The 21,525-nt window shown below is 67.1% G+C and carries 19 protein-coding genes; 3 read left to right on the top strand and 16 right to left on the bottom strand.

Annotated features, from left to right (window positions below; genetic code table 11):
• Positions 1-27: 27 nt before the first annotated feature.
• The gene (locus tag AC1DIN_RS27090) at positions 28-1,287 is read left to right on the top strand and encodes an allantoate amidohydrolase (RefSeq protein WP_476811989.1); all 1,260 of its coding nucleotides are present in this window, start codon (positions 28-30) and stop codon (positions 1,285-1,287) included.
• An 81-nt stretch (positions 1,288-1,368) separates the two neighbouring features.
• Positions 1,369-2,580: a 5-aminolevulinate synthase gene (hemA, locus tag AC1DIN_RS27095; RefSeq protein WP_476811990.1), complete on the top strand. Its 1,212-nt coding sequence runs from the start codon at positions 1,369-1,371 to the stop codon at positions 2,578-2,580.
• 125 nt (positions 2,581-2,705) lie between these two features.
• On the opposite strand, the gene truB is transcribed toward hemA, so the two are convergent.
• The 6 genes from truB to rimP all read right to left on the bottom strand — a co-directional run bounded on the left by truB (position 2,706) and on the right by rimP (position 10,072).
• Positions 2,706-3,653, bottom strand: a complete 948-nt coding sequence (gene truB, locus AC1DIN_RS27100; RefSeq protein ID WP_441473736.1) for a tRNA pseudouridine(55) synthase TruB — start codon at positions 3,651-3,653, stop codon at positions 2,706-2,708.
• Positions 3,643-4,101: a 30S ribosome-binding factor RbfA gene (rbfA, locus tag AC1DIN_RS27105; RefSeq protein ID WP_441473712.1), complete on the bottom strand. Its 459-nt coding sequence runs from the start codon at positions 4,099-4,101 to the stop codon at positions 3,643-3,645. The genes truB and rbfA overlap by 11 nt, the downstream gene beginning before the upstream one ends.
• Positions 4,102-4,237: 136 nt before the next feature.
• Positions 4,238-7,075, bottom strand: coding sequence for a translation initiation factor IF-2 (infB, locus tag AC1DIN_RS27110; protein ID WP_476811991.1), 2,838 nt, complete (start codon positions 7,073-7,075; stop codon positions 4,238-4,240).
• Positions 7,072-7,764 carry an RNA-binding protein gene (locus tag AC1DIN_RS27115; protein ID WP_441473714.1) on the bottom strand — a complete coding sequence of 231 codons (693 nt, stop codon included), beginning with the start codon at positions 7,762-7,764 and terminating at the stop codon, positions 7,072-7,074. Before AC1DIN_RS27115 ends, infB begins: the two co-directional genes overlap by 4 nt.
• 14 nt (positions 7,765-7,778) lie before the next feature.
• Complete coding sequence (gene nusA, locus AC1DIN_RS27120) at positions 7,779-9,371, bottom strand: transcription termination factor NusA (protein WP_441473715.1); 1,593 nt, start codon at positions 9,369-9,371, stop codon at positions 7,779-7,781.
• Positions 9,372-9,376: 5 nt separating this feature from the next.
• On the bottom strand, positions 9,377-10,072 hold the full coding sequence (gene rimP / locus AC1DIN_RS27125) for a ribosome maturation factor RimP (protein WP_441473716.1): 696 nt from the start codon (positions 10,070-10,072) through the stop codon (positions 9,377-9,379).
• A 217-nt stretch (positions 10,073-10,289) separates the two neighbouring features.
• Between rimP and AC1DIN_RS27130 the strand changes: the two genes are divergently transcribed.
• Entirely contained in the window at positions 10,290-11,378 is a 1,089-nt protein-coding gene (locus tag AC1DIN_RS27130) for a DUF2336 domain-containing protein (RefSeq protein WP_441473717.1), read from the top strand.
• Here AC1DIN_RS27130 and trmB read toward each other — a convergent pair.
• From trmB to AC1DIN_RS27180, 10 genes are all read right to left on the bottom strand, one after another.
• Positions 11,353-12,048, bottom strand: a complete 696-nt coding sequence (gene trmB, locus AC1DIN_RS27135) for a tRNA (guanine(46)-N(7))-methyltransferase TrmB (protein ID WP_476811992.1) — start codon at positions 12,046-12,048, stop codon at positions 11,353-11,355. The genes AC1DIN_RS27130 and trmB overlap by 26 nt on opposite strands.
• Positions 12,049-12,241: 193 nt before the next feature.
• Positions 12,242-13,501, bottom strand: a complete 1,260-nt coding sequence (gene metK / locus AC1DIN_RS27140; protein WP_476812004.1) for a methionine adenosyltransferase — start codon at positions 13,499-13,501, stop codon at positions 12,242-12,244.
• Between the two features lie 104 nt (positions 13,502-13,605).
• Positions 13,606-14,019 carry a helix-turn-helix domain-containing protein gene (locus tag AC1DIN_RS27145; RefSeq protein WP_476811993.1) on the bottom strand — a complete coding sequence of 138 codons (414 nt, stop codon included), beginning with the start codon at positions 14,017-14,019 and terminating at the stop codon, positions 13,606-13,608.
• Between the two features lie 129 nt (positions 14,020-14,148).
• Positions 14,149-15,741 carry an apolipoprotein N-acyltransferase gene (lnt, locus tag AC1DIN_RS27150; RefSeq protein ID WP_476811994.1) on the bottom strand — a complete coding sequence of 531 codons (1,593 nt, stop codon included), beginning with the start codon at positions 15,739-15,741 and terminating at the stop codon, positions 14,149-14,151.
• Positions 15,741-16,730: a hemolysin family protein gene (locus AC1DIN_RS27155; RefSeq protein ID WP_476811995.1), complete on the bottom strand. Its 990-nt coding sequence runs from the start codon at positions 16,728-16,730 to the stop codon at positions 15,741-15,743. The genes lnt and AC1DIN_RS27155 overlap by 1 nt, the downstream gene beginning before the upstream one ends.
• Positions 16,727-17,308, bottom strand: a complete 582-nt coding sequence (gene ybeY / locus AC1DIN_RS27160) for an rRNA maturation RNase YbeY (protein WP_476811996.1) — start codon at positions 17,306-17,308, stop codon at positions 16,727-16,729. Before ybeY ends, AC1DIN_RS27155 begins: the two co-directional genes overlap by 4 nt.
• Positions 17,305-18,486 carry a PhoH family protein gene (locus AC1DIN_RS27165; protein WP_476811997.1) on the bottom strand — a complete coding sequence of 394 codons (1,182 nt, stop codon included), beginning with the start codon at positions 18,484-18,486 and terminating at the stop codon, positions 17,305-17,307. The genes ybeY and AC1DIN_RS27165 overlap by 4 nt, the downstream gene beginning before the upstream one ends.
• A gap of 144 nt (positions 18,487-18,630) precedes the next feature.
• Positions 18,631-20,010: a tRNA (N6-isopentenyl adenosine(37)-C2)-methylthiotransferase MiaB gene (gene miaB / locus AC1DIN_RS27170; protein ID WP_476811998.1), complete on the bottom strand. Its 1,380-nt coding sequence runs from the start codon at positions 20,008-20,010 to the stop codon at positions 18,631-18,633.
• Between the two features lie 107 nt (positions 20,011-20,117).
• The gene (locus AC1DIN_RS27175) at positions 20,118-20,918 is read right to left on the bottom strand and encodes a lysophospholipid acyltransferase family protein (RefSeq protein WP_441473725.1); all 801 of its coding nucleotides are present in this window, start codon (positions 20,916-20,918) and stop codon (positions 20,118-20,120) included.
• Between the two features lie 79 nt (positions 20,919-20,997).
• Positions 20,998-21,441, bottom strand: a complete 444-nt coding sequence (locus AC1DIN_RS27180; RefSeq protein ID WP_441473726.1) for a GNAT family N-acetyltransferase — start codon at positions 21,439-21,441, stop codon at positions 20,998-21,000.
• Positions 21,442-21,525 lie beyond the last annotated feature (84 nt).

A 21,525-nucleotide genomic window follows, 5' to 3' on the forward strand; every position in this document is an offset into this window, starting at 1 on the left:
TTTCGTATCCTGCACTAACCTCGCGCCATGACGCAGATGCTTCCTTCCGCCGCCGTCCTCGGTGCCCGCGCCTTTGCCGCGCTTGCCGGCCTCAACCGCTTCAGCGACGAGCCGGGCAAGCTGACCCGGCTCTATCTCTCGCCGGCGCATCGGCAGGCGGCCGAATGGGTCAAGGGCGCGATGGAAGTGGCCGGGCTCACCGCCTTCATCGACGCCGCCGGCTCGGTGCAGGGACGGCGCGAGGGCACGGTGCCCGGCGCGCCCGCCGTGCTGATCGGCTCTCATATCGACACGGTGAAGGATGGCGGCCGCTTCGACGGCAACCTCGGAGTCGTCGCCGGCATCCTCGCGGCGCAGGCGCTGCGCGATGCAGGGATCAGCCTGCCGTTCCCGCTCGAGATCCTGGGCTTCGGCGACGAGGAGAATGTCCGCTTCCCCACGCATCTGTCGACCTCGGAAGCCCTGGCGGGCGCTTACGATCCGGCGTGGCTGGAAGCGCGCGACAGCGAGGGCGTGAGGCTCGGCGATGCGCTCGTCGCCTTCGGCGGAAACCCCGACGGCATCGCTGCCCTCGCTCGCAAGCCCGGATCGATCCAGGCCTATCTTGAAGTCCATATCGAGCAGGGCCCGGTGCTGGAGGCGGAGAACGAGCCGGTCGGCATCGTCACCGCCATCAACGCCCAGAGCCGGGCCCGGGTGCGCGTCACCGGCGAGGCCGGCCATGCCGGCACCGTGCCTATGGCGCTGCGCAAGGACGCACTGACGGCCGCCGCCGAGATGGCGCTGGCGCTGGAGGAGATCGCGGCTGGCCATGAACTCGCCGTCGGAACGGTCGGTGTGCTCAGGGCCGAGCCCGGCGCGACCAATGTCGTGCCCGGTGCGGCCGAGTTCACCATCGATTTCCGCGCACCGAAAAACGAGACGCTCGCAGCAATGGAAGCCGCGATCCGCAGCCGCTTTGCCGAGATCGCGGCACGCCGCGGCGTCGGGCTCGAGATCGTGCCCTATGCGAAGGCCGATGCGGTCCCGATGGACCCGCGCCTGCAGGACGCCTTCGTGGCCGGCATCGCCAGGACTGGCAGTAATATCGCCGGCCGCAAGCTCCCGTCCGGTGCAGGGCATGACGCCATGACCATGGCGGCGATCGCGCCGGCGGCCATGCTGTTCGTGCGGAACGAGAAAGGCATCAGCCATTCGCCGCTCGAGAACATGAGCGAGGAAGACGCCGGCATCGCTATCAAAGTCTTGATCGAAACGCTGTTGGAACTGGCCGAACGGTCAAAGTAGAAGAATTCCAGCCGCGACACCGCGCGCCATTCCGCGAGAAACCGGAAAGGCCTAGGAGAGGCGCGCCGCAGGAGGCTGGCCATGGATTTCGAGAACTTCTTCCGCCGGGAACTTGAGGGGCTGCACCGCGAGGGCCGCTATCGCGTCTTCGTCGATCTGGAGCGGCAGGCCGGCCGCTTCCCGCTGGCCACCTATCACGGCGAGGGCGGGCCGCGCGACGTCACCGTCTGGTGCTCGAACGACTATCTCGGCATGGGGCAGCATCCGAAGGTTCTCGCCGCGATGCATGAGGCGCTCGATGGCTGCGGCGCGGGCGCAGGCGGCACCCGCAACATCGGCGGCACCAATCACTACCACGTCCTGTTGGAGCGCGAGCTCGCCGATCTGCACGGCAAGGAAGCGGCGTTGCTGTTCAACTCCGGCTATACGTCCAACTGGGCCTCCCTCTCGACGCTCGCGGCCAGGCTTCCCGGCTGCGTCGTCCTGACGGACGCGCTCAACCATGCCTCGATGATCGAGGGCATCCGCCATTCACGCGTCGAGAAGCATATCTTCGCCCATAACGACCCGGACGATCTGCGCCGCAAGCTCGCCGCGCTCGATCCGAACAGGCCGAAGCTGATCGCCTTCGAGTCGGTCTATTCGATGGATGGCGACATCGCGCCGATCAGGGAATTCTGCGACATCGCCGACGCATTCGGCGCGATGACCTATCTCGATGAAGTCCATGCCGTCGGGCTCTACGGGCCGCGCGGCGGCGGCATCTCCGAGCGCGACGGCCTCACCGACCGGCTCACCCTGATCCAGGGCACCCTGGCGAAATCCTATGGGGTGATCGGCGGCTATATCACCGGCTCGGCCGCCCTCTGCGACTTCATCCGCAGCTTCGCCTCCGGCTTCATCTTTTCCAGCTCGCTGCCGCCGGCGGTGGCGGCCGGCGCCATCGCAGCGATCCGGCATCTCAAGGAGAGCTCAGCCGAGCGCGAGCGCCAGCAGGATTGCGTCGCGGCACTGCGCGGCAAGCTCGACGCGGCGGGCATTCCGCATCTGCCGAATCCCAGCCACATCGTGCCGGTGATGGTCGGGGAGGCGAAGGCCTGCAAGTCGATCAGCGACGAGTTGCTGGCGCGCTTCGACATCTATGTCCAGCCGATCAACTATCCGACCGTGCCGCGCGGCACGGAGCGGCTGAGGATCACGCCCTCGCCCTTCCATTCCGACGCCGATATCGATCGCCTGGTCGCCGCGCTCGGCGCGATCTGGGCGCGGGACGGGCTGAAGCGCGCGGCCTGAGGGCTGCCGGAGGCGTCATACTCGGGTTTGACGCGAGAATTTCCGGACGAGAAGGCGCCGGAGCCTCCTCCGGCACGAGATGCTCGGGTCAAGCCCGATCATGACGCCTTGCGAGACCGACAATCTCAGAGATTGAAGACGCGGTGGGGGACGAATTCGCCGTTCTCGACCGAGCCGGTCGCGATCAGCGTGCCGGCGCAGGTGGCATAGGCGGCTTTCAGCTCGATGGGCGCTCCGGCGCCGCGGAGCAGGGCGCTCTGGCCGCGCTTGATGCGGGCGGCGGCATCGCGGTGGATCACGATCTCCGGGATCAGCGTCAGCGCCGCCTTGACCGGCTGAAGGGCCGCCAGCGCGCTCTCCGGGCTTTCGCGCAGTGTCTCGACGCTCGCCGCTTCAGCCACCGTGAAGGGGCCGACGCGGGTGCGGCGCAGATGCGCGACATGGCCGAGGCAGCCGAGCGCAAGGCCGAGATCGCGGGCGATGGCGCGGACATAGGTGCCCTTGCCGCATTCGGCCTCGAAGGTCGTCGTGGCGCCGTCATGGCTGACGATGGCCAGCGCATCGATCTCGACGGGCCTGGCCTGCAGCTCGACCTCCTCGCCGTCGCGGGCGAGGTCATAGGCGCGCTCGCCGGCGATCTTGATCGCCGAGAACTTCGGCGGGGTCTGCAGGATGGTGCCGGTGAAACGCGGCAGCAGGGCTGCGATGGCGGCCTCGTCCGGACGCTGCTCCGAGGTCGCGATCACCCGGCCCTCGGTGTCGTCCGTATCGGTCTGCGTGCCCCAAGAGACGGTGAACTGATAGGCCTTGCGGCCATCCATGACGAAGGGAACTGTCTTGGTCGCCTCGCCGAGCGCGATCGGCAACAGGCCGGACGCCAGCGGGTCGAGCGTGCCGGCATGGCCGGCCTTCTTGGCGGAAAAAGCCCTCTTCACGACGCTGACCGCATGGGTCGAGGTCATGCCGATCGGCTTGTCGAGCACGACCCAGCCATGAACGTCGCGCTTCTTCGGACGCGGCGCCGGAGCGGCGCCCTGATCCTGGACGGTTTCGGATGGATTCTCAGCGGTCATCGTCACGGCGGTCGTCTTCGGAGGTTTGGTCTTCGTGGTCCTGGTCGATCTTCAGGCGCTGGACCTGCGTATCGCGGCGCACGGCATCGGTATCGAGCAGAGCGTCGATACGCTCGGCCTCGGCGAAGCTCTCATCGGCACGGAAGCGGATGTCCGGCGCGTATTTCAGGTTCACGCGATGGGCGATCTCACCGCGCATATAGCGCTTATTGGCCTCGAGCGCCTTGAGCACCGGCTTAATATCCTGCCCGCCGAGCGGCATGATGTAGGCGGTGGCGAGCTTCAGATCGGGCGAGAGGCGCACCTCAGGCACAGTGACGACGTGCTTTGCCAGCACATCGTCATGGATGTCACCGCGCGCGAGCATGTCGGCCAGCGCATGGCGGATCAGTTCGCCGACGCGCAATTGCCGCTGGGAAGGGCCGGAAGGTTTTGCAGGTTTGGCCATGGTTCTCGTTTTCCGGGATCGGACCGGATGGACGGGTCAACGTCATTGGCCGGGCACGAGGCCCGGCCATCTCTATGGGAGCGCGGATAAACAGGGATAGGCTGCCCGGGTCAAGCCCGGACAAGCCGCCCCATTCTCAGAGGCTGCGCTTGATCTCTTCGACGCGATAGCACTCGATCACGTCGCCGACACGCATGTCCTGGTAGTTCTCGAAGGACATGCCGCATTCCTGGCCGGCCACGACTTCCTTGGCGTCGTCCTTGAAGCGCTTGAGCTGACCGAGCTTGCCCTCGTGAACCACGACGTTGTCGCGGATCAGGCGGACATTGGCGCCGCGCTCGATCGTGCCGTCGGTGACGCGGCAGCCGGCGATCTTGCCGACCTTCGAGACGTTGAAGATCTCGAGGATCGACGCGTTGCCGAGCATGGTCTCGCGCAGGGTCGGCGCCAGCAGGCCCGACATCGCATCCTTCACATCATCCATGAGGTTATAGATGATGTTGTAGTAGCGGATCTCGACGCCGGCCCGGTCGGCCGCCTCGCGCGCTTCCTTATGCGCACGGACGTTGAAGCCAACCACGACCGCGCCCGAAGCCTGGGCGAGCGTGACATCCGACTCGGTGATGGCGCCGACGCCCGAAGAGAGCACACGGGCGCGAACCTCGTCGTTGCCGACCTTCTCAAGCGCGCCGACGATGGCCTCGACCGAGCCCTGCACGTCGCCCTTGACGACCAGCGGGAACTCCTTGCGGCCAGCGCCCTCCTTGAGCTCGCGCATCATCTCGGCGAGCGAGCGGCCGGCGCCGGAGGCGGCGCCACGGGCTGCCTGACGGTCGCGACGCTGACGCTCGCGGTACTCCGTGATCTCGCGGGCGCGGGCCTCGGACTCGACCACCGCAACGCGGTCGCCGGCCTCGGGCGTGCCGTTGAAACCGAGCACCTCGACCGGCATGGAGGGCGGAGCCTCCTTCACCTGCGCGCCGGTATCGGCGATCAGGGCGCGGACGCGGCCCCATTCGGCACCCGCCACGACGATGTCGCCGGTGCGCAGCGTGCCGCGCTGGACCAGCACGGTCGCGACCGGGCCACGGCCGCGGTCGAGCTTGGCCTCGATGACCGTGCCTTCGGCCGGACGATGGGGATTGGCCTTGAGATCGAGCACCTCGGCCTGCAGCGCAATCGCTTCCAGCAGCTTGTCGAGGTTGTGGCCGGTCTTGGCGGAGACCTCGACTTCGAGGGTCTCGCCGCCGAGGGTCTCGACCTGGATCTCGTACTGCAGCAGTTCGGCGCGGACGCGATCCGGGTTGGCGTCGGATTTGTCGACCTTGTTGATCGCGACGATCAGCGGAACGCCGGCCGCCTTGGCATGATGGATCGCCTCGGCCGTCTGCGGCATGACGCCGTCATCGGCTGCCACGACCAGCACGACGACGTCCGTCACCTTGGCGCCGCGGGCGCGCATCGCCGTGAAGGCGGCGTGGCCGGGGGTGTCGATGAAGGTCACCTGGCTGCCCAGCGGGGTCGTCACCTGATAGGCGCCGATATGCTGGGTGATGCCGCCGGCCTCGCCGGTGACGACCTTGGTCTTGCGGATCGCGTCGAGCAGCGAGGTCTTGCCGTGGTCGACGTGGCCCATGATGGTCACGACCGCAGGCCGCGACTCCAGGGTCTCGTCGGTATCCGGCGTGTCGAACAGGCCTTCCTCGACGTCGGATTCGGCGACGCGCTTGACGGTGTGGCCCATTTCCTCGGCGATGAGCTGGGCGGTGTCGGCATCGATCACGTCGGTGATCTTGTGCATCGCGCCCTGCTTCATCAGCAGGCGGATGACGTCGACGCCGCGCTCCGTCATGCGGTTCGCGAGTTCCTGGATGGTGATCGTCTCGGGGATGATCACCTCGCGCATCACGCGCTCTTTCTGCACGTCCGAAGCCCGATGGCCGGTCATGCGCTGCACGCGCCGGCGGAACGAGGCGACCGAACGTGTCCGCTCGTCCTCGCTCCCGGTCGCGGTCGATAGCGTCAGGCGACCGCGCGGCTTGTCGTTGGTGGTCTTCGGAGTCTTGGGCGCCGCCGGAGCAGGGCCACGGCCGGCACCGGCGCCCAGGCCGGGACGGCGGAACGCGGCCTTGACATCGACGTCATCCGAGCGATTGCGCGGGGCGCCGCTCGACGGAGGAGCCTGACGGGTCGGACGAGCAACAGCCGGCTCTGCAGGGGCCGAGGAATCCACACGCGGCGGACGCGGCGAATCGGAACGCGGCGGACGGGAGTCCAGCCGCGGCGGACGCGCGCCAACGTCGCGACCTGGACCGGGCGAGCGCGGCGTGAACTCGCGCGGGCCGGACGGGGCCGGACGGCCGTAATACTGAGTCGGCTGCGGCGCGGGCGCCTGGGCCGGGGGGGCTGCCTCTCGCGGAGCGGCGGGCGGTGCAGCCGGGCGAACAACCTGCTCATCACGCTGGCGAGCAGCGCTCTCGGCGCGACGCTTCTGGTCGTCCTCCTGACGGCGGCGATCCTCTTCCTGGCGCTGGCGGGCAGCGGCGGCATCGCGCTCCTGGCGCTCGCGCTCAATGGCGGCTGCGCGCTGGCGTGCCTCCTCTTCAGCGACGCGGCGCGCCTCGGCCTCGGTGCTGCGCGCTTCGGCGAGAGCGCGCTGACGGGCGTCCTTCTCCTCGTCGGAGAGGGTGCGCAGCAGCATGCTGCCAGCCGGGCGCTGCGGAGCCTGCGGGCTCGGGCCAGCAGGGCGCTGCGGAGCCGCCTGCGGGGCAGGAGCCTGCGGAGCGCGTGGCGCGACCGGTTCCTTCACCTCGTGACCGGCGGCGCGGCGCTTGACCTCGACGACGACCTGCTTCGAACGCCCATGCGAGAAGCTCTGTCGAACAGTGCTCTGTTCGACAGGCCGCTTCAGCGACAGGGTCTTGGGCGGGTTGACGGTCAAAGTCTTGTCGCCCGGGTTTTTGGTATCGGTCATTCCGCGTTCGGTCCTGCCGGTTCGGTCGTGTCTTCAATATCGTTCGGGTCGGATGCGGCGGTATCGTCCGTCCGATACCGGACGAGCCGACGCCAGCGCGAGAGTACGCCCTCGGCCGCTGGTCCCGGAGCAAGCGCGGCATGTATCACATGTGCGCGCCCCAACGCCAATTCCAAATCCGCTGCCGCGAAAATCGCGACGACGGGCAATTCGCGGGCCTTGAGCCCCTCGGCCTCGCGAGCCGCCGCCAACCGGCGGACAGCCTGGCCGATCTTGCGCTTGCCGTCCTCGGCGCCATCGCTCGCGGCGATTACCGCAAGACAACGGCCGGTTTCGATCAGCGCCTCAACCTTGGCGAAGCCAGCGGTAACCAGCCCAGCCTTGTTGGCCATCGACAGCGCCTGCAGCGTGTCGCGGTACATCAGTCCGTCGACAATATCCGGCAAATCCGCCGGAACCGCGACCTTCGCCTTGAGCGAACGCTCGAAGGCTTTCCGCTTGATCGCCTCGGCAACGGTCTTGCGGCTGAGGCTCGCCCAGACGCCGCGCCCGGGAAGCTTGCGCCGCAGATCCGGCACGAGCACGCCGTCCGGCCCGGCGACGAAGCGGATCAGGTCGTCAGGTGCCTTGACGGCCCGTGTGACGACGCAGCTCCGCTCCGGCCCTTCCTTCTGCGCCGCCGCTTTCACCGCGAGGGCTCCACTCAGGCCTCGGCCTCCTCGCCGGCCTCCGCCTCAGGCTCCTCGGCCGGCGCCTCGACCCAGCCGGCGTGGACGCGCGCGGCCATAATGATGGCTTCGGCATCCTGGCGGGAGAGATCGAAGCCATCGAGATAGCCGGCATGGCGAGTCGACTCGCCGTCCTTGCGCTCGGTCCAGCCGACCAGATCGTCGGTGGCGCAGCCGGCGAGATCCTCGACGGTCTTCACATCGTTCTCGCCGAGCGCGACCATCATGGAAGTGGTGATGCCCTCGACCTCGCGCAAGGCATCCTCGACTCCGAGAGCCCGACGCTTCTCGTCGAGCTCAGCCTCGATCGTGGCGAGATGTTCCTGCGCGCGGGTCTGGATTTCGCCGGCGGTCTCCTCGTCGAAGCCCTCGATCGAGGCGAGCTCGCTGAGTTCGACGTAGGCGAGCTCCTCGACATTGCGGAAGCCTTCCGAGGCCAGCAGCTGGCCGACCGTCTCGTCGACGTTCAGCGCGTTCATGAAGATCTCGGTGCGCTGCACGAACTCCTTCTGGCGGCGCTCCGACTCTTCCTGCTCGGTCAGAATATCGATGTCCCAGCCCGTGAGCTGCGAAGCGAGGCGGACGTTCTGGCCGCGGCGGCCGATGGCGAGCGAGAGCTGCTCGTCCGGCACGACGACCTCGATCTTGTCGGCTTCCTCGTCAAGCACCACCTTCGCGACCTCGGCCGGCTGCAGCGCATTGACGACGAAGGTCGCAACGTCCGGCGACCACGGAATGATGTCGATCTTCTCGCCCTGCAGTTCGCCGACCACGGCCTGCACGCGCGAACCGCGCATGCCGACGCAGGCGCCGACCGGATCGATCGAGGAATCGCGACTGATGACCGCGATCTTGGCGCGCGAGCCCGGATCACGGGCGACCGCCTTCACCTCGACGATGCCGTCATAAATCTCAGGCACTTCCTGGCCGAAGAGCTTGGCCATGAACTGCGGATGGGTGCGCGAGAGGAAGATCTGCGGACCGCGCGGCTCGCGGCGCACATCGTAGACATAGGCGCGCGCGCGATCGCCGACCTTGAAGGTCTCGCGCGGGATCATCTCGTCGCGGCGGATGATCGCCTCGCCACGGCCGAGATCGACGAAGACGTTGCCGTATTCGACGCGCTTGACCGCGCCGTTGACGATCTCGCCGATGCGATCCTTGTACTCGTCGTACTGGCGGTCGCGCTCAGCTTCGCGCACCTTCTGGACGATGACCTGCTTGGCCGACTGGGCCGCGATGCGGCCGAAATCGAAGGGCGGCAGCGGATCGGCGATGACGTCGCCAACCTGGGCGGCCGGGTTGTGTCGCTTGGCCTCGTCGACGGTAATTTCGACCGCCGGATTCTCGACGGTATCGACCACCTGGAGGTGGCGGGCCAGGCGCAGCTCGCCGGTCTTGGTGCTGATCTCGGCATGGACGTCGGTCTCGGCGCCGTAGCGCGAGCGGGCTGCCTTGGCGATGGCATCCTGCATGGCGTCGACGACGATCTGGCGATCGATCGACTTCTCGCGCGCGACTGCGTCGGCGATCTGCAGCAGTTCGAGCCTGTTGGCGCTGACGACCATGACGCTCACTCCTCTTCAGTGTCGTTGTTCTGCGGGGCCGTCTTGCCGGTCTTGCCCGGCCGCGGTCCCAGCGATTTCCCTCGGCCCTTCTTCGGGCCTGCGATCTCATCGGCGGCAGGCATCTCCGGCGGCAGGCCGGACTTGCCGCGACGCAGCGATTCGGTGACGAGCGCATCGGTCAACACCAGCCGGGCCTCGGCGATCAGCCGCATCGGAATGGCGACGTCGCGCTCTTCCTCGCTCTTGGCGTCGTCCCGCGTCAGCAGAGCGTCCTGACCGGAAGCGCCGCGCAGGATGCCGCGGAAGCGCTTGCGGCCCGCGACCGGCTCGCTCGTGTCGATCTTGGTGAGGTGGCCGGCCCAGCGCTCGAAATCGCTCGCGCGCACCAGCGGCCGGTCGATCCCCGGCGACGAGATTTCGAGGTGATAGGCCGCCTGAATGGGATCGTCGACGTCCAGCGCCGGCGAGATCGCCTGACTGATCTCCTCGCAGCCCTCGACGGTCATCGAGCCGTCCGGCTGCTCGGCCATGATCTGCACGGTGCAGCCGTTCTGAGCAGTGACGCGCACGCGCACCAGCCGATAGCCGAGATCGGCGATCGCCGGCTCGACGATCGCGGCGACGCGCGCAGCCACGCCGTTCTCGACGACGAGGCGCGCTTCCTGATTGGGCGCTGCTGTCGGTTCGCTTGGTTCGTTCATGGTCCGGGCCGTCCCGTCTGCCTCCGGCGGGTTGCGGCCAATAAAAAAGAGCGGGCCGGCCGGCCCGCTCTTGATCATCGGCGTTAACCGATACCAGAGCTGTTGGCCGCTATTTAGTCCGCATCGCCCCGATATGCAAGCTCCGAGCGTTGGCGATAACCCAATGGTCATCCTTGCCTGCCAGTCTGGCCGACGGGATAGCGGTCGAGGACAGAGTATGAGTACGGTCGCAACGTTGCTGCGGGATCTCGAGGCGACGATGGCACGCGGCTCGGGTGACGAGCGCGCCGTCATCCTGTCACGCCTGACGGATCTCTTCCTCGCCACGGCGACCGACATGGACGAACAGCAGGTCGGCGTCTTCGACGCGGTCATCGGGCGGCTGTCGCGAGCCATCGAGCTGCGCGCCCGGATCGAGCTCTCGGAACGGATTTCGCCTGTGCCGAACGCGCCGAGCGGCGTCGTGCGCCAACTCGCCCTCGACGAGATCGCGGTGGCGCGCCCCGTCCTGGTGCAGTCGCCGCGGCTGACCGACCAGGATCTTGTCGCGGTGTCGGCAGCCAAGGGCCGCGACCACATGCTCGCCATCACCGAGCGGCCCGATCTCGGGGAGCCCGTCACCGATTTCCTGATCCTGCGCGGCGGACGGGTCGTCACCCATGCGGTCGCAGCCAATCAGACGGCGCGGTTCTCGCGTCATGGAATGGGCGTTCTGGTGATGCGCGCGGCCCAAGACGATGCACTCCAGGCGACACTCGGCTTGCGGCGCGATATCCCGCCGGAGCTGGTTGGGCAGTTGATGACCGCCGCCAAGAATTCCGCCCGCCGCCGCCTGAGCGAGAGCCTGGAGCCGACGCTGGCCGGGGACGTCGACGGTGCGGTCGAACGCGGCGCCGACGCCATCGCGGCCGGCGGCCAGATGCCCGGCGAACTGGGCGCCATCAGCGCCGCGCTCGTCGAGATTCGTGAGCTGAACGAAGCCGGGCTGCTCGACGAGGCCAAGGTGCGCGATTTCGCGCGGCAGGGCGCGACCGAGCACGCCACCTGCGCCGTCGCGGTGCTGGCGCAGCTCGGCCTGCCGGCGAGCGAGCAGGTCATCCTCGGCAGCGACAGGGAGGCCGTCCTGATCGTCGCGCGCGGGCTCGGCTGGTCTTGGGAAACGACGGCAGCCCTGATCTCGCTGCGCAAGGACTTCGGCAAATCGCAAGCCGCCCTTGATCGCGCCCGCGAAAGCTTCCGCAACCTCGCCCAGAGCACGGCTCAGCGCGTGCTCGGCTTCCTCAGGATGCGCGACGCAAAGCCGTGAGATAGCTGGAGATGCGGCCCTCGCGAACCGCCTTCGCCTCGTAGCGGGTGCGAATCCAGCCGGGATAGGGCGTGCGCCAGTCTCCCGGCCGCTCGTCCGTCCAGTCGAAATCGGGCGAGACCAGCAGCCGCGACAGCGTCCAGCCGACATAATCGTCGATGTCGCTGGCGAAGCGGAACCGGCCGCCGGGACGAAGCGCGCGCGCGAACAAGGCGAGAGTGTGCTCGGAGACGAAGCGACGCTTGCGCTGGCGACGCTTCGGCCAGGGATCGGGATAGAGCAGGTCGATCGCATCAAGGCTGCCAGCCGGGAAACGCGGCAGCAGCAAAGCGGCATCGTCGTCCCAGACGCGGATATTCGTCAGCCCCTCCCGCTCGGCGACGGCGAGGAACTTGGCCATACCGTTGATGAATGGCTCGACCCCGATGAAGCCGATCTGCGGGCTCTCGCGCATCCGCATCAGCAGATGCTCGCCGCCACCAAAGCCGATCTCGAGCCGCACGGCCTCGACAGGCCCGGGAAAGAGCGCCTTCAGATCGGCGATCTCGCCCTCGGGCAAGCGCAGCCGCGGCAGGGTGTGCTCGATCAGGTGGCTCTGGCCGTCGCGCAGCGCCTTGCCCTTGCGGCGGCCGTAGAAAGCCCTTTCGTCGTGGTCGGGGTCGTGGGTCATGATCCGTGTTCGTACCGCATTATCCGATAGAGCGCCGTCATTCCGGACGCAGCGACGCGGAGATCCGGAGACCTCCGACGGATCCCGCGTCAAGCCCGGAATGACGGCGGTGTTTCAGCGACCTCATTCACCAAGTCAAAGAAAAAGGCCGGGTGGACCCCGGCCTTCTTGCTCATGACCCGGCGAGGTCGTTTCAGTTGACGGCCTTCTTCAGCGCGTCGACGAGATCGGTCTTCTCCCAGGAGAAGGAGCCGTCGCGGCCGGCCTTGCGGCCGAAATGGCCATAGGCCGAGGTCTTGGCATAGATCGGCTTGTTAAGGCCGAGATGGTTGCGGATGCCGTTCGGCGAGAGATCGACGAGCTTGCCGAGGATGTCCTCGAGCTTGGCCTCGTCGACCTTGCCGGTGCCATGCAGGTCGACATAGATCGACAGCGGCTTGGCGACGCCGATGGCATAGGAGAGCTGGATCGTGGCGCGGTCGGCGAGCTTGGCCGCGACGACGTTCTTGGCGAGGTAGCGCGCCGCATAGGCCGCCGAACGATCGACCTTGGTCGGATCCTTGCCGGAGAAGGCGCCGCCGCCATGCGGGGCCGCGCCGCCATAGGTGTCGACGATGATCTTGCGGCCGGTAAGGCCGGCGTCGCCGTCGGGACCGCCGATCACGAACTTGCCGGTCGGGTTGATGTGCCAGACGGTGTCCTTCGAGATCCAGCCTTCCGGCAGGGCCTCACGGATATAGGGCTCGACGATCTTGCGGACGTCGGCCGAGCTCAGCGACTCGTCGAGATGCTGGGTCGAGAGCACGATCTGGGTGACGCCGACCGGCTTGCCGTTCTCGTACTTGACCGTGACCTGGCTCTTGGCGTCGGGGCCGAGCTTGGCGGCGTCGCCCTCGCCCTTCTTGCGGGCGAGCGTCAGGGTCTCGAGGATCTTGTGGGCATAGTAGATCGGGGCGGGCAGCAGCTCGGGCGTCTCGCGGCTGGCGTAGCCGAACATGATGCCCTGGTCGCCGGCGCCGACATCCTTGTTGCCGGCCTCGTCGACGCCCTGCGCGATATCGGCCGACTGCGGATGCAGCAGCACGTCGATCTTGCAGGTCTTCCAGTGGAAGCCGGACTGCTCGTAGCCGATATTGCGGATCGCCTTGCGGGCGGCCGACTTCACCTTCGACTTGATCTGCTTCTCGTCGAGATGGGTGCGGACCTCGCCGGCGATCACGACACGGTTGGTCGTCGCCAGCGTCTCGGCCGCAACGCGGACCTTGGACGGCTCGTAACCGGCCTTTGCCGCTTCCTTGAAGAAGAGATCGACGATCTCATCGGAAATGCGGTCGCAGACCTTGTCGGGATGTCCCTCGGAGACGGACTCGCTGGTGAACAGATAATTCTGGCGTGACACGGTCGCGGTATCCCCTGAATCGGCACATGGAAACAGGCCGGCACACCAAGCCAGCCTCAAAAGACGCGCCGTCATCGCAGCGGACGCGTTCGGCGTCAAGTGGAAAAATCCGTTAATCGAAAAGCACGTTCGTCAAAACGAACGAAAACACCTCGGAATCACGCACTTTCAGTGTCTTGCTCGGCCAGCGCCTCGACGAGATCGATGATCCGCCTCCGGACGCGGCCGTTCTTGATGCGGGTGAACGCCTTGGTGAGCTGCACGCCTTCGCTGGTCGCGAGGAAGTCCGAAATATACGCCGTCGCCGCGGAATCGGCGAAACCGCCAGCCGGCATGTCGCCCGTCGGCGCGCCATCAAAGAAAAAGGACACCGGCACGTCGAGCATCTTGGCAATCTGCTGCAGACGGCTCGCGCTGATTCGATTAGAACCCTTCTCGTATTTCTGAACCTGCTGAAAGGTCAGACCCAGTGCGTCACCCAGCTTTTCCTGGCTAATACCGGCAAGCATTCGACGCATGCGGACGCGGCTACCAACATGCTTGTCGACCGGGTTGGGGACTTTCTTGATCATGATTAACCTGCTCTTACGTCAGTCGTCATGACCAGGAGCCGCCATCCTGGTCGGCGCGGAAACGTTGGTGTATTATAGCCGTCACGGACGGTCCACTCTTTCTCGCAAAATTTGTTCCAAATGGGATGATCAGCTTTTTTTGAAGCGAGAGAGCATCAAAAAAACGAGCAGCATACCGGCGAAAATGGCATCCCCACCCCGGGAATAGGGTGTCACCGGCCCGCTGCGCGGGAGTGGGGCATCCAGTACGCCCTCCACGCCCAGAGGCAGGCTCGCGACGACCCGGCCATAGGCATCGACCACCCCGGAGATACCGGTATTGGCGACCCGGACGAGCGGCAGGCCTTCCTCGACGCTGCGCAGCCGCGCCTGGGCAAAGTGCTGATAGGGGCCGCTGGTCTGGCCGAACCAGCCATCATTGGTCACGTTCAGGAAAAAACCTGCGCGGGGCCCGCGCGGAGCGACCTCTCCCGGAAAAACGGCCTCATAGCAGATCAGCGGAGCCGCTACGGGAAGTCCCTTGACCGCAAGGGGCACCCGGGTCGTCCCAGCCGCAAAACCGCCGGGAACGGACACGAATTCGGAAAGGCCGACGCGGCGGATCAGCGCATCGAGAAAAGGCGGAAGATACTCGCCGAAGGGGACCAGATGGAGCTTGTCGTAGCTCGCGACGATGATGCCCTCGTCGTTGACGACCTGAATCGCATTGTAGATCGGCGGCCTGCCCTCTCCCGGCAGCATTTCGCCAGCCCTCGCGGCGCCCGTGATCAGGGTCACGTCGGGCGGCAGGGCGGCCGCGATGCGGGACAGCGCACCCGGCGTGCGGCCCAGCAGGAAGGGGAAGGCGGATTCCGGCCAGATCAGATGCGTGACCGATTGCAGGCCGGGCGTCGTCGGGCTCGTCGCCCGATCGCTCAGCGCGAGATACTGGTTGAGAATGGCTTCGCCGTTGCGGCCGTTGAACTTGGCGTCTTGCGCCAGGTTGGGCTGCATGAGCCGGAGCTTCACGCCCGCCACGACCGGCGACGGACCGGACGGGATGCGCCAGACGCCAAAACCGAGCAGCGCCGCGACAGCGGCCAGCGCGATCAGCGGAGCCGCCCACCGACCGGCCGGCGTCTTGGCCGTGCCGATCACCGCCGGCGCTGCACCAATGGCGACAGCGAGCAGCGTCAGGCCGTACAGGCCTGCGAGCGAAGCGAACTGGGCGAGGTGGATCTCCCCCGCCAGCATCATGCCGTAGATGTTCCACGGAAAGCCGGTCAGCACGTGGCCGCGAAGCCATTCGCTCATCGCCAGCGCTGCGGCCAGGACGAGAATGCGCCGGGCTCCTTCGGGCCAGAACAGGCGAGCGGCGCCAAAAGCCAGGGCCGGAAAGATCGCCAGAAAAGCCGGCAGCGCGACGACCCCCAACGGCATCGCCCAGGCGAATTTGTCGGCTTCGACGAGGAAGGCGGCGCCGAGCCACCACAATCCGGCGAGGAAGAATCCGAAGCCCCACCACCAGCCAGCAGCGAAGGCTGCACGGAAGCGGCCGACGGCAGTGGTGCCAACCGCACCGTCAAGGAGCCAGACCGCCACTGTCATCGGGACAATGACGAGCGGCCAGAGATCGAGGGGCGGCAAGGCAAGCGCACCGCTTGCTCCCGCGAAAAGCGCAATGAGCCGCTTGCGCCATCCCCAAGCGAGAATGACGGCTTCCGCAAGCCCCGCTACGCGCATCAGCCAGGCTCCATCGCCGTTTCTTCGGGGGCCATCTGGCTGCGGCGATGGATCGTCAGGCGCTTCACGCGGCGCTGATCGGAATCGAGGATCTCGAAGGTCAGCCCTTCCGGCCCTTCGACGATCTCGCCCTGCGCCGGAACACGCCCGGCCAAGGTCACGATCAAACCGCCCAGCGTGTCGATGTCATCAGCCACCTCGTTCCGAGAGAGATCGACGCCGGTCGCACGCTTGAGTTCCTCCAGCGTCGCGCGCGCATCCGCGGCGAAGCTGCCCTCGCCGGTCGGCGCGATCGGGATCTCCTCGAGATCGTGCTCGTCCTCGATGTCGCCGACGATGATCTCGATCAGATCCTCGATCGAGACCAGTCCATCGGTGCCGCCATATTCGTCGATGACGAGCGCGATGTGGGTGCGCGTCGCCTGCATGCGGACCAGAAGATCGACCGCAGGCATCGAGGGTGGAACATAGAGCACCGGTCGCAACAGCTTCGTCGCCGAGAGCGGTGGCGTCAGGTCGACCGCGGCAAGGTCATGCGGGACGGCAAGCTTGCTTCCGTCTTCGGAAGGCTCGTCCCCTTCGGGGCGGGCCTTCTCCGCGATATATTCCAGAAAGTCGCGGATGTGGACCATGCCGCGCGGATCGTCGAGCGTATCGTCGAAGACCGGCAGGCGCGAATGGCCGGCAGTCCGGAAATGCGCGAGCAATTCGTCCAGCGTCGCGTCCGCCGGCACGGCGACGATGTCGGCGCGGGGGATCATGACGTCGCTCACACGGCGCTCGCGCAGGCTCAGCACATTGCTGAGCATCGCACGCTCCTGGGCGGAAATATCGGCGAGCTCGCCGTTCGCTTCGGCGAGGGCCTCGACGATCTCTTCGCGGGCCGTGCCGCCGGCACGCAGGCCGAGACGTTCGAGGAATTGGCCGAGCCAATGGCCGAAGCCGCGGCCATTGGTTTCAGACTGGGATTGTCGACTGTCGTCGCTCATGGCTGCGGGGACTGTATGCTGGAAGGGGCCGGCGCGGCGATGAGCTCGCCATCGGCATAGGGGTCGGCAATGCCGAGGCTGGCGAGCGCCTCGACTTCGAGGGCTTCCATGCGGCGCGCCTCGTCGTCGGTCTCATGATCCTCGCCGAGCAGATGCAGCAGGCCATGAATGACCAGATGGCGCAGATGGTCGGCGATGTCCTTGCCTTCCGCCCGGGCTTCGCCCTCCACCGTCTCGAAGGCGATAACGATGTCTCCGAGCAGCGGGCTGGCCGAAATGCGCTCCGGCGGGGCCGCCGGGAAGGACAGCACGTTCGTCGCCTTGTCGAAGCCACGCCAATCGCGGTTGACGGTGCGGATGCGCTTGTCGTCGGTCAGCAACAGGCTGAGCTCGGCCCCCGCCATGGGCTTGCGCGGCGCCACGGCAAGGCCCGCGGCCAGCGCCTCGCTGATCACTGCCCGCAGGCTCGCGAGATTGCCCACGGCCTGCCACCGGCGCGACTGAGCCCTCAGATCGAGATCGAGTGACATCGTCTCGGGTCGCGGCGCCGAGCGCCGCCCGCGAGGTCGATCATTCATCGCGGCCGCTCCCGCGCCAACATCCGCTTCAGCCCTTCGCTGTCGCCCTCGCGGTGGAAATCCGCGGGCGAATCGGGATTGCGCAAGCGCTCCTCCCGTTCCTCGCGCTCACGGCGCGACGCCGTCTCATAAGCCATGACGATGCGTCGCACCAGTTCATGCCTGACGACATCCCCCTCCTCGAAGCGGGCGTAGCCGACGCCGTCGACGTCCTTGAGCAGCTTCACAGCCTCGACGAGCCCGGAGCGCTGGCCCGGCGGCAGGTCGATCTGGGAGGGATCGCCGGTGATGATCATGCGCGAGCCTTCGCCGAGGCGCGTGAGGAACATCTTCATCTGCATCGAGGTGGCGTTCTGTGCCTCGTCGAGCAGCACGACGGCGTTGCTCAAGGTACGGCCGCGCATGAAGGCGAGCGGCGCGATTTCGATCATGCCGGTCTGGAGACCGCGCTCGACGTGGCGCGCCTCCATGAAATCGTTGAGCGCGTCATAGATCGGCCGGAGATAGGGGTCGACCTTCTCGCGCATGTCGCCAGGCAGGAAGCCGAGCCGCTCGCCCGCCTCCACCGCCGGGCGCGACAGAATCATGCGCTCGACCACGCCCTGCTCGATCAGCGAGACGGCGTGACCGACCGCGAGCCAGGTCTTGCCGGTGCCTGCCGGGCCTTCCGCGAGCACCAGTTCGTGACGCTTGAGCTGGCGCAGATAGGCGTCCTGCGCCGCGTTGCGCGCCCTGACCGGTCCGCGCTTGCGGGTGACCACGGCATCGAAGGAGGCCTTGCCGACATCCGCCGCCGGGAAGAGCGAGCGCTGGATATTGCTCTCCTCGATGGCACCATCGACCTCGCCGAGGGTGACGGAGGCGCCGGCCTTGGCGCGGGCGTAGAGCGTCTTCAGGACGCGGCCCGCCTGCTCGGCGGTCTCGCGCGGCCCCTTCACCGTGGCGTGGTTGCCGTTGGGATTGACCACGACGCCGAGCCTGCGCTCAAGATGAGCGAGATTCTGGTCGTACTGGCCGAAAACAAGGCTGGCGAGGCGGTTGTCATCGAAGGACAGCACGACCTCGGTGGCCGGCAACCCGTCGCGGCCCGCGCCCTCGGGGCGGGCTGGCGACACCTCGCGTCGCGGGGTCCGGTCGGGTCTTTGCGTCGTCGAATCAGCCTGTGCCAAATGCGTCATCTCCGTAGAGAGGGCTTTTGCGCCCGTTCCCGTCGGGCAGGAGCGCCCGGCCGGGTCGTCTCGCAGCATATCCGAACGCAACAATCTCAGCCTGATGACAGGCGAGAGCCTTCCAGCAGGAGATGGGCACGAACCGCAGCGCGCTCAAGCGGCCATGTCCTTTCCACCCGTTCCATCCGTCCGCCCTGCTTCCGCCAGCCGGCCGAAGAGCGAATTGGAACCCGCCCGCTCGATCGTCACCTGGACGATGTCGCCGATCTGATTCGTCTCGCTCTCGATCTGCACAGCCTGCAGATACGGTGACTTCCCGGCAAGCTGACCGGGATGGCGGCCGGCCCGCTCCAGCAAGACATCCACAGTTCGCCCGACCATCGCGGCGTTGAAAGCCTGGCGGTGATGTTCGATGCGCTCCTGCAGCCAGTAGAGGCGCTCATCCATGACCGCGCGCGGAATCTGTGCGTCGAGCTCGGCCGCCGGCGTGCCGGGGCGCGGCGAGTACTTGAAGGAATAGCTCGAGGCGAAGCCGATCTCGTCGACCAGACGGATCGTATCCTCGAAATCGGCGTCGGTCTCGCCGGGGAAACCGACGATGAAATCCGACGAGAGCGCGATATCGGGACGCGCCTGGCGGATGCGTTCGATCAGGCGACGATACTCGTCGCCGGTGTGCTTGCGGTTCATCGCGGCGAGGATGCGGTCCGATCCGGCCTGCACCGGCAGATGCAGGAAGGGCATCGCCTGCGGCAGTTCGCGATGGGCGACGATGAGGTCATCGTCCATGTCGCGCGGATGGCTCGTCGTGTAGCGGATGCGGGCGATGCCTGGCACCTCGGCAACGCGGCGCATCAGCCGCGCCAGACCCCAGACCGCCGCATCCGGTCCCTCGCCATGATAGGCGTTGACGTTCTGGCCGATCAGCGTGACGTCGCGCACGCCGGCCTCGGCCAGGCGCTCGACCTCGGCGAGAACCTGGGCGACGGGGCGCGAAAACTCGGCGCCGCGGGTATAGGGCACGACACAGAAGGCGCAGAACTTGTCGCAACCCTCCTGGACCGTGACGAAGGCGGAAACGCCGCGGGCGCGGATGATCTGCGGCTTCGGCGCCGGCAGGAAGCCGAACTTGTCCTCGATCGGCAGGTCGGTGTCGACGACCCGCTTCCTCGTTGCCTCGGCCAGCAATTCCGGCAGGCGGTGATAGGCCTGCGGCCCGACCACGAGATCGACGGCAGGCTGGCGATGCTGGATTTCGGCGCCCTCGGCCTGGGCGACGCAGCCGGCGACAACGATCTTCGTCTCCTGCCCCTCGGCCGCCTGGGCGTTCTTGATGTCGCGCAGCTTGCCGAGCTCGGAGTAGACCTTCTGCACCGCGCGATCACGGATATGGCAGGTGTTCAGCAGGATCAGATCCGCGCCCTCCGGCGTTGCCGTTTCCTCATAGCCCTGGTGGCTCAGGATGTCGGCCATGCGCTGCCCGTCATAGACGTTCATCTGGCAGCCGAAGGACTTGATATGGACTTTCTTCATCGTCGCGGATCGGGTCTCCAAAACGTTTTCTTTACTGCGGATCGGGCGCCTTGGAAACGGCCCGGCTTCACTGACATCGCAACAGGCAAGCCGTGCGCCAACCCGTCTCAGACGGCAGGCCGGCCCGTGACGGCCTCGTTCCGCGCCGCGCGTACCGCATCCTCCGCCCGTCGCGTCGCAGCCTTGCGCGACATCGCGCGGCCCATCACGATCGGTTCACCCCAGACCAGCTCGACATCGATCGCCCCGCATTCCAGCACCAGCTTCAGATGCGGCCAGAGCTCGGTGTCGCCGTACCAGGCAAGCGCAGCGCGCTCGATGCGCCCCCCCGGCAGCCCCTGCCAGCCTGTATAGGTGATGGTCAGCGGGTAGACCGTGACATCCGTCTCGATGTCGCCCATGGCCTGATGCGCCGCGCCAAGCAGCGAGGAGCGGAAGGGCAGGATGCGCGTGCCGTCACTGGTCGTGCCCTCGGCGAAGAGCACAACTTCCTCTCCGGCGGCGATGCGGGCGCCCATCGCGGCGGCAACACCTGCGGTCGCACCGCGACGTTGCCGGTCGATATAGACCGTGCGCTGGAGATTGGCGAGGAAGCCGACCACGGGCCATTGGCCGACCTCGCTCTTCGCCACGAAGGCCAGTTCACGCTCGGCGCCGAGGACACCGATATCGAGCCAGGAGACATGGTTGGCGACAATCAGCGCCCCTGTCCCGGCCGGCGGCGGCAGCCCCCTGACCCGGCGGCGCACGCCCAGGCACCGGCAGGTCAGGCGATGGAAGTGCAACGGCAAGACGCCGCGGTATTTCGGCGCGACCCGCATCACGACGAGCTGGAACAGGACGAGCCCGAACGTGCCGCCGATGAGCAGGGCAAGGCGAAAGAGCGCACCGACGCGGAGGTCTTTCATGCGCGGACGGGCCCGGTCATCGGCAGGGAGAACATCTCGCTGGTCGGAACGCCGTCAATGGCGTGATCATTCGGCAAAGTCACGTGAGATCGAGGCGCATCGCGATCGCAGTGGCGCGGCTGCCATCGGCCTTGGGGTAATACCCCTTGCGGCGGCCGACCTCGCGGAAGCCGAAATGCCGATAGAGGCGCTCCGCGGCCAGATTGCCTTCCTCGACCTCGAGGAAGACGTGCGCGACGCCATCCTCCGCGAGCCTGGCAAGGTGAGCCGAGAGCAGGGCGCGGCCGAGGCCGTCGCGCCGGCTGGCGGGGGAGACCACGATGCTGAGAATCTCGGCCTCGTCGGCCGCCTTGCGCGACATCACGAAGCCAGCCGGATCGCTGCTCCTGCCGAAGACGCCATCGGCGGCGACGCCGGCATCGGCGATCAGCGCGGCGCATTCGGCCGGCTCCCAGCCACGCGCGAAGCCGCCCTGATGGTGCAGAATCGCGACCTGCCGGGCGTAGCCGGCATCGAGTCGCATCGTACGCGCAGGCGCCGAATCAGGGTGCAGAAGCTTGCGCAGCCAATCCATGCCGTTTGTTCGCACGGATTGATGTTTCGGCAA

This window comes from Allobosea sp. 05T438 (assembly GCF_056396025.1).

Excerpts from the sequence above, each read along its gene's own strand:
- nusA (WP_441473715.1), bottom strand. The coding sequence starts at position 9,371 with ATGGTCGTCAGCGCCAACAGGCTCGAACTGCTGCAGATCGCCGACGCA.
- AC1DIN_RS27090 (WP_476811989.1), top strand. The coding sequence starts at position 28 with ATGACGCAGATGCTTCCTTCCGCCGCCGTCCTCGGTGCCCGCGCCTTT.
- hemA (WP_476811990.1), top strand. The coding sequence starts at position 1,369 with ATGGATTTCGAGAACTTCTTCCGCCGGGAACTTGAGGGGCTGCACCGC.
- lnt (WP_476811994.1), bottom strand. The coding sequence starts at position 15,741 with ATGCGCGTAGCGGGGCTTGCGGAAGCCGTCATTCTCGCTTGGGGATGG.
- infB (WP_476811991.1), bottom strand. The coding sequence starts at position 7,075 with ATGACCGATACCAAAAACCCGGGCGACAAGACTTTGACCGTCAACCCG.
- ybeY (WP_476811996.1), bottom strand. The coding sequence starts at position 17,308 with ATGAATGATCGACCTCGCGGGCGGCGCTCGGCGCCGCGACCCGAGACG.
- AC1DIN_RS27180 (WP_441473726.1), bottom strand. The coding sequence starts at position 21,441 with ATGCGACTCGATGCCGGCTACGCCCGGCAGGTCGCGATTCTGCACCAT.
- trmB (WP_476811992.1), bottom strand. The coding sequence starts at position 12,048 with ATGACCCACGACCCCGACCACGACGAAAGGGCTTTCTACGGCCGCCGC.
- rbfA (WP_441473712.1), bottom strand. The coding sequence starts at position 4,101 with ATGGCCAAACCTGCAAAACCTTCCGGCCCTTCCCAGCGGCAATTGCGC.
- AC1DIN_RS27155 (WP_476811995.1), bottom strand. The coding sequence starts at position 16,730 with ATGAGCGACGACAGTCGACAATCCCAGTCTGAAACCAATGGCCGCGGC.
- AC1DIN_RS27130 (WP_441473717.1), top strand. The coding sequence starts at position 10,290 with ATGAGTACGGTCGCAACGTTGCTGCGGGATCTCGAGGCGACGATGGCA.
- AC1DIN_RS27145 (WP_476811993.1), bottom strand. The coding sequence starts at position 14,019 with ATGATCAAGAAAGTCCCCAACCCGGTCGACAAGCATGTTGGTAGCCGC.
- truB (WP_441473736.1), bottom strand. The coding sequence starts at position 3,653 with ATGACCGCTGAGAATCCATCCGAAACCGTCCAGGATCAGGGCGCCGCT.
- rimP (WP_441473716.1), bottom strand. The coding sequence starts at position 10,072 with ATGAACGAACCAAGCGAACCGACAGCAGCGCCCAATCAGGAAGCGCGC.
- miaB (WP_476811998.1), bottom strand. The coding sequence starts at position 20,010 with ATGAAGAAAGTCCATATCAAGTCCTTCGGCTGCCAGATGAACGTCTAT.
- AC1DIN_RS27175 (WP_441473725.1), bottom strand. The coding sequence starts at position 20,918 with ATGAAAGACCTCCGCGTCGGTGCGCTCTTTCGCCTTGCCCTGCTCATC.
- AC1DIN_RS27165 (WP_476811997.1), bottom strand. The coding sequence starts at position 18,486 with ATGACGCATTTGGCACAGGCTGATTCGACGACGCAAAGACCCGACCGG.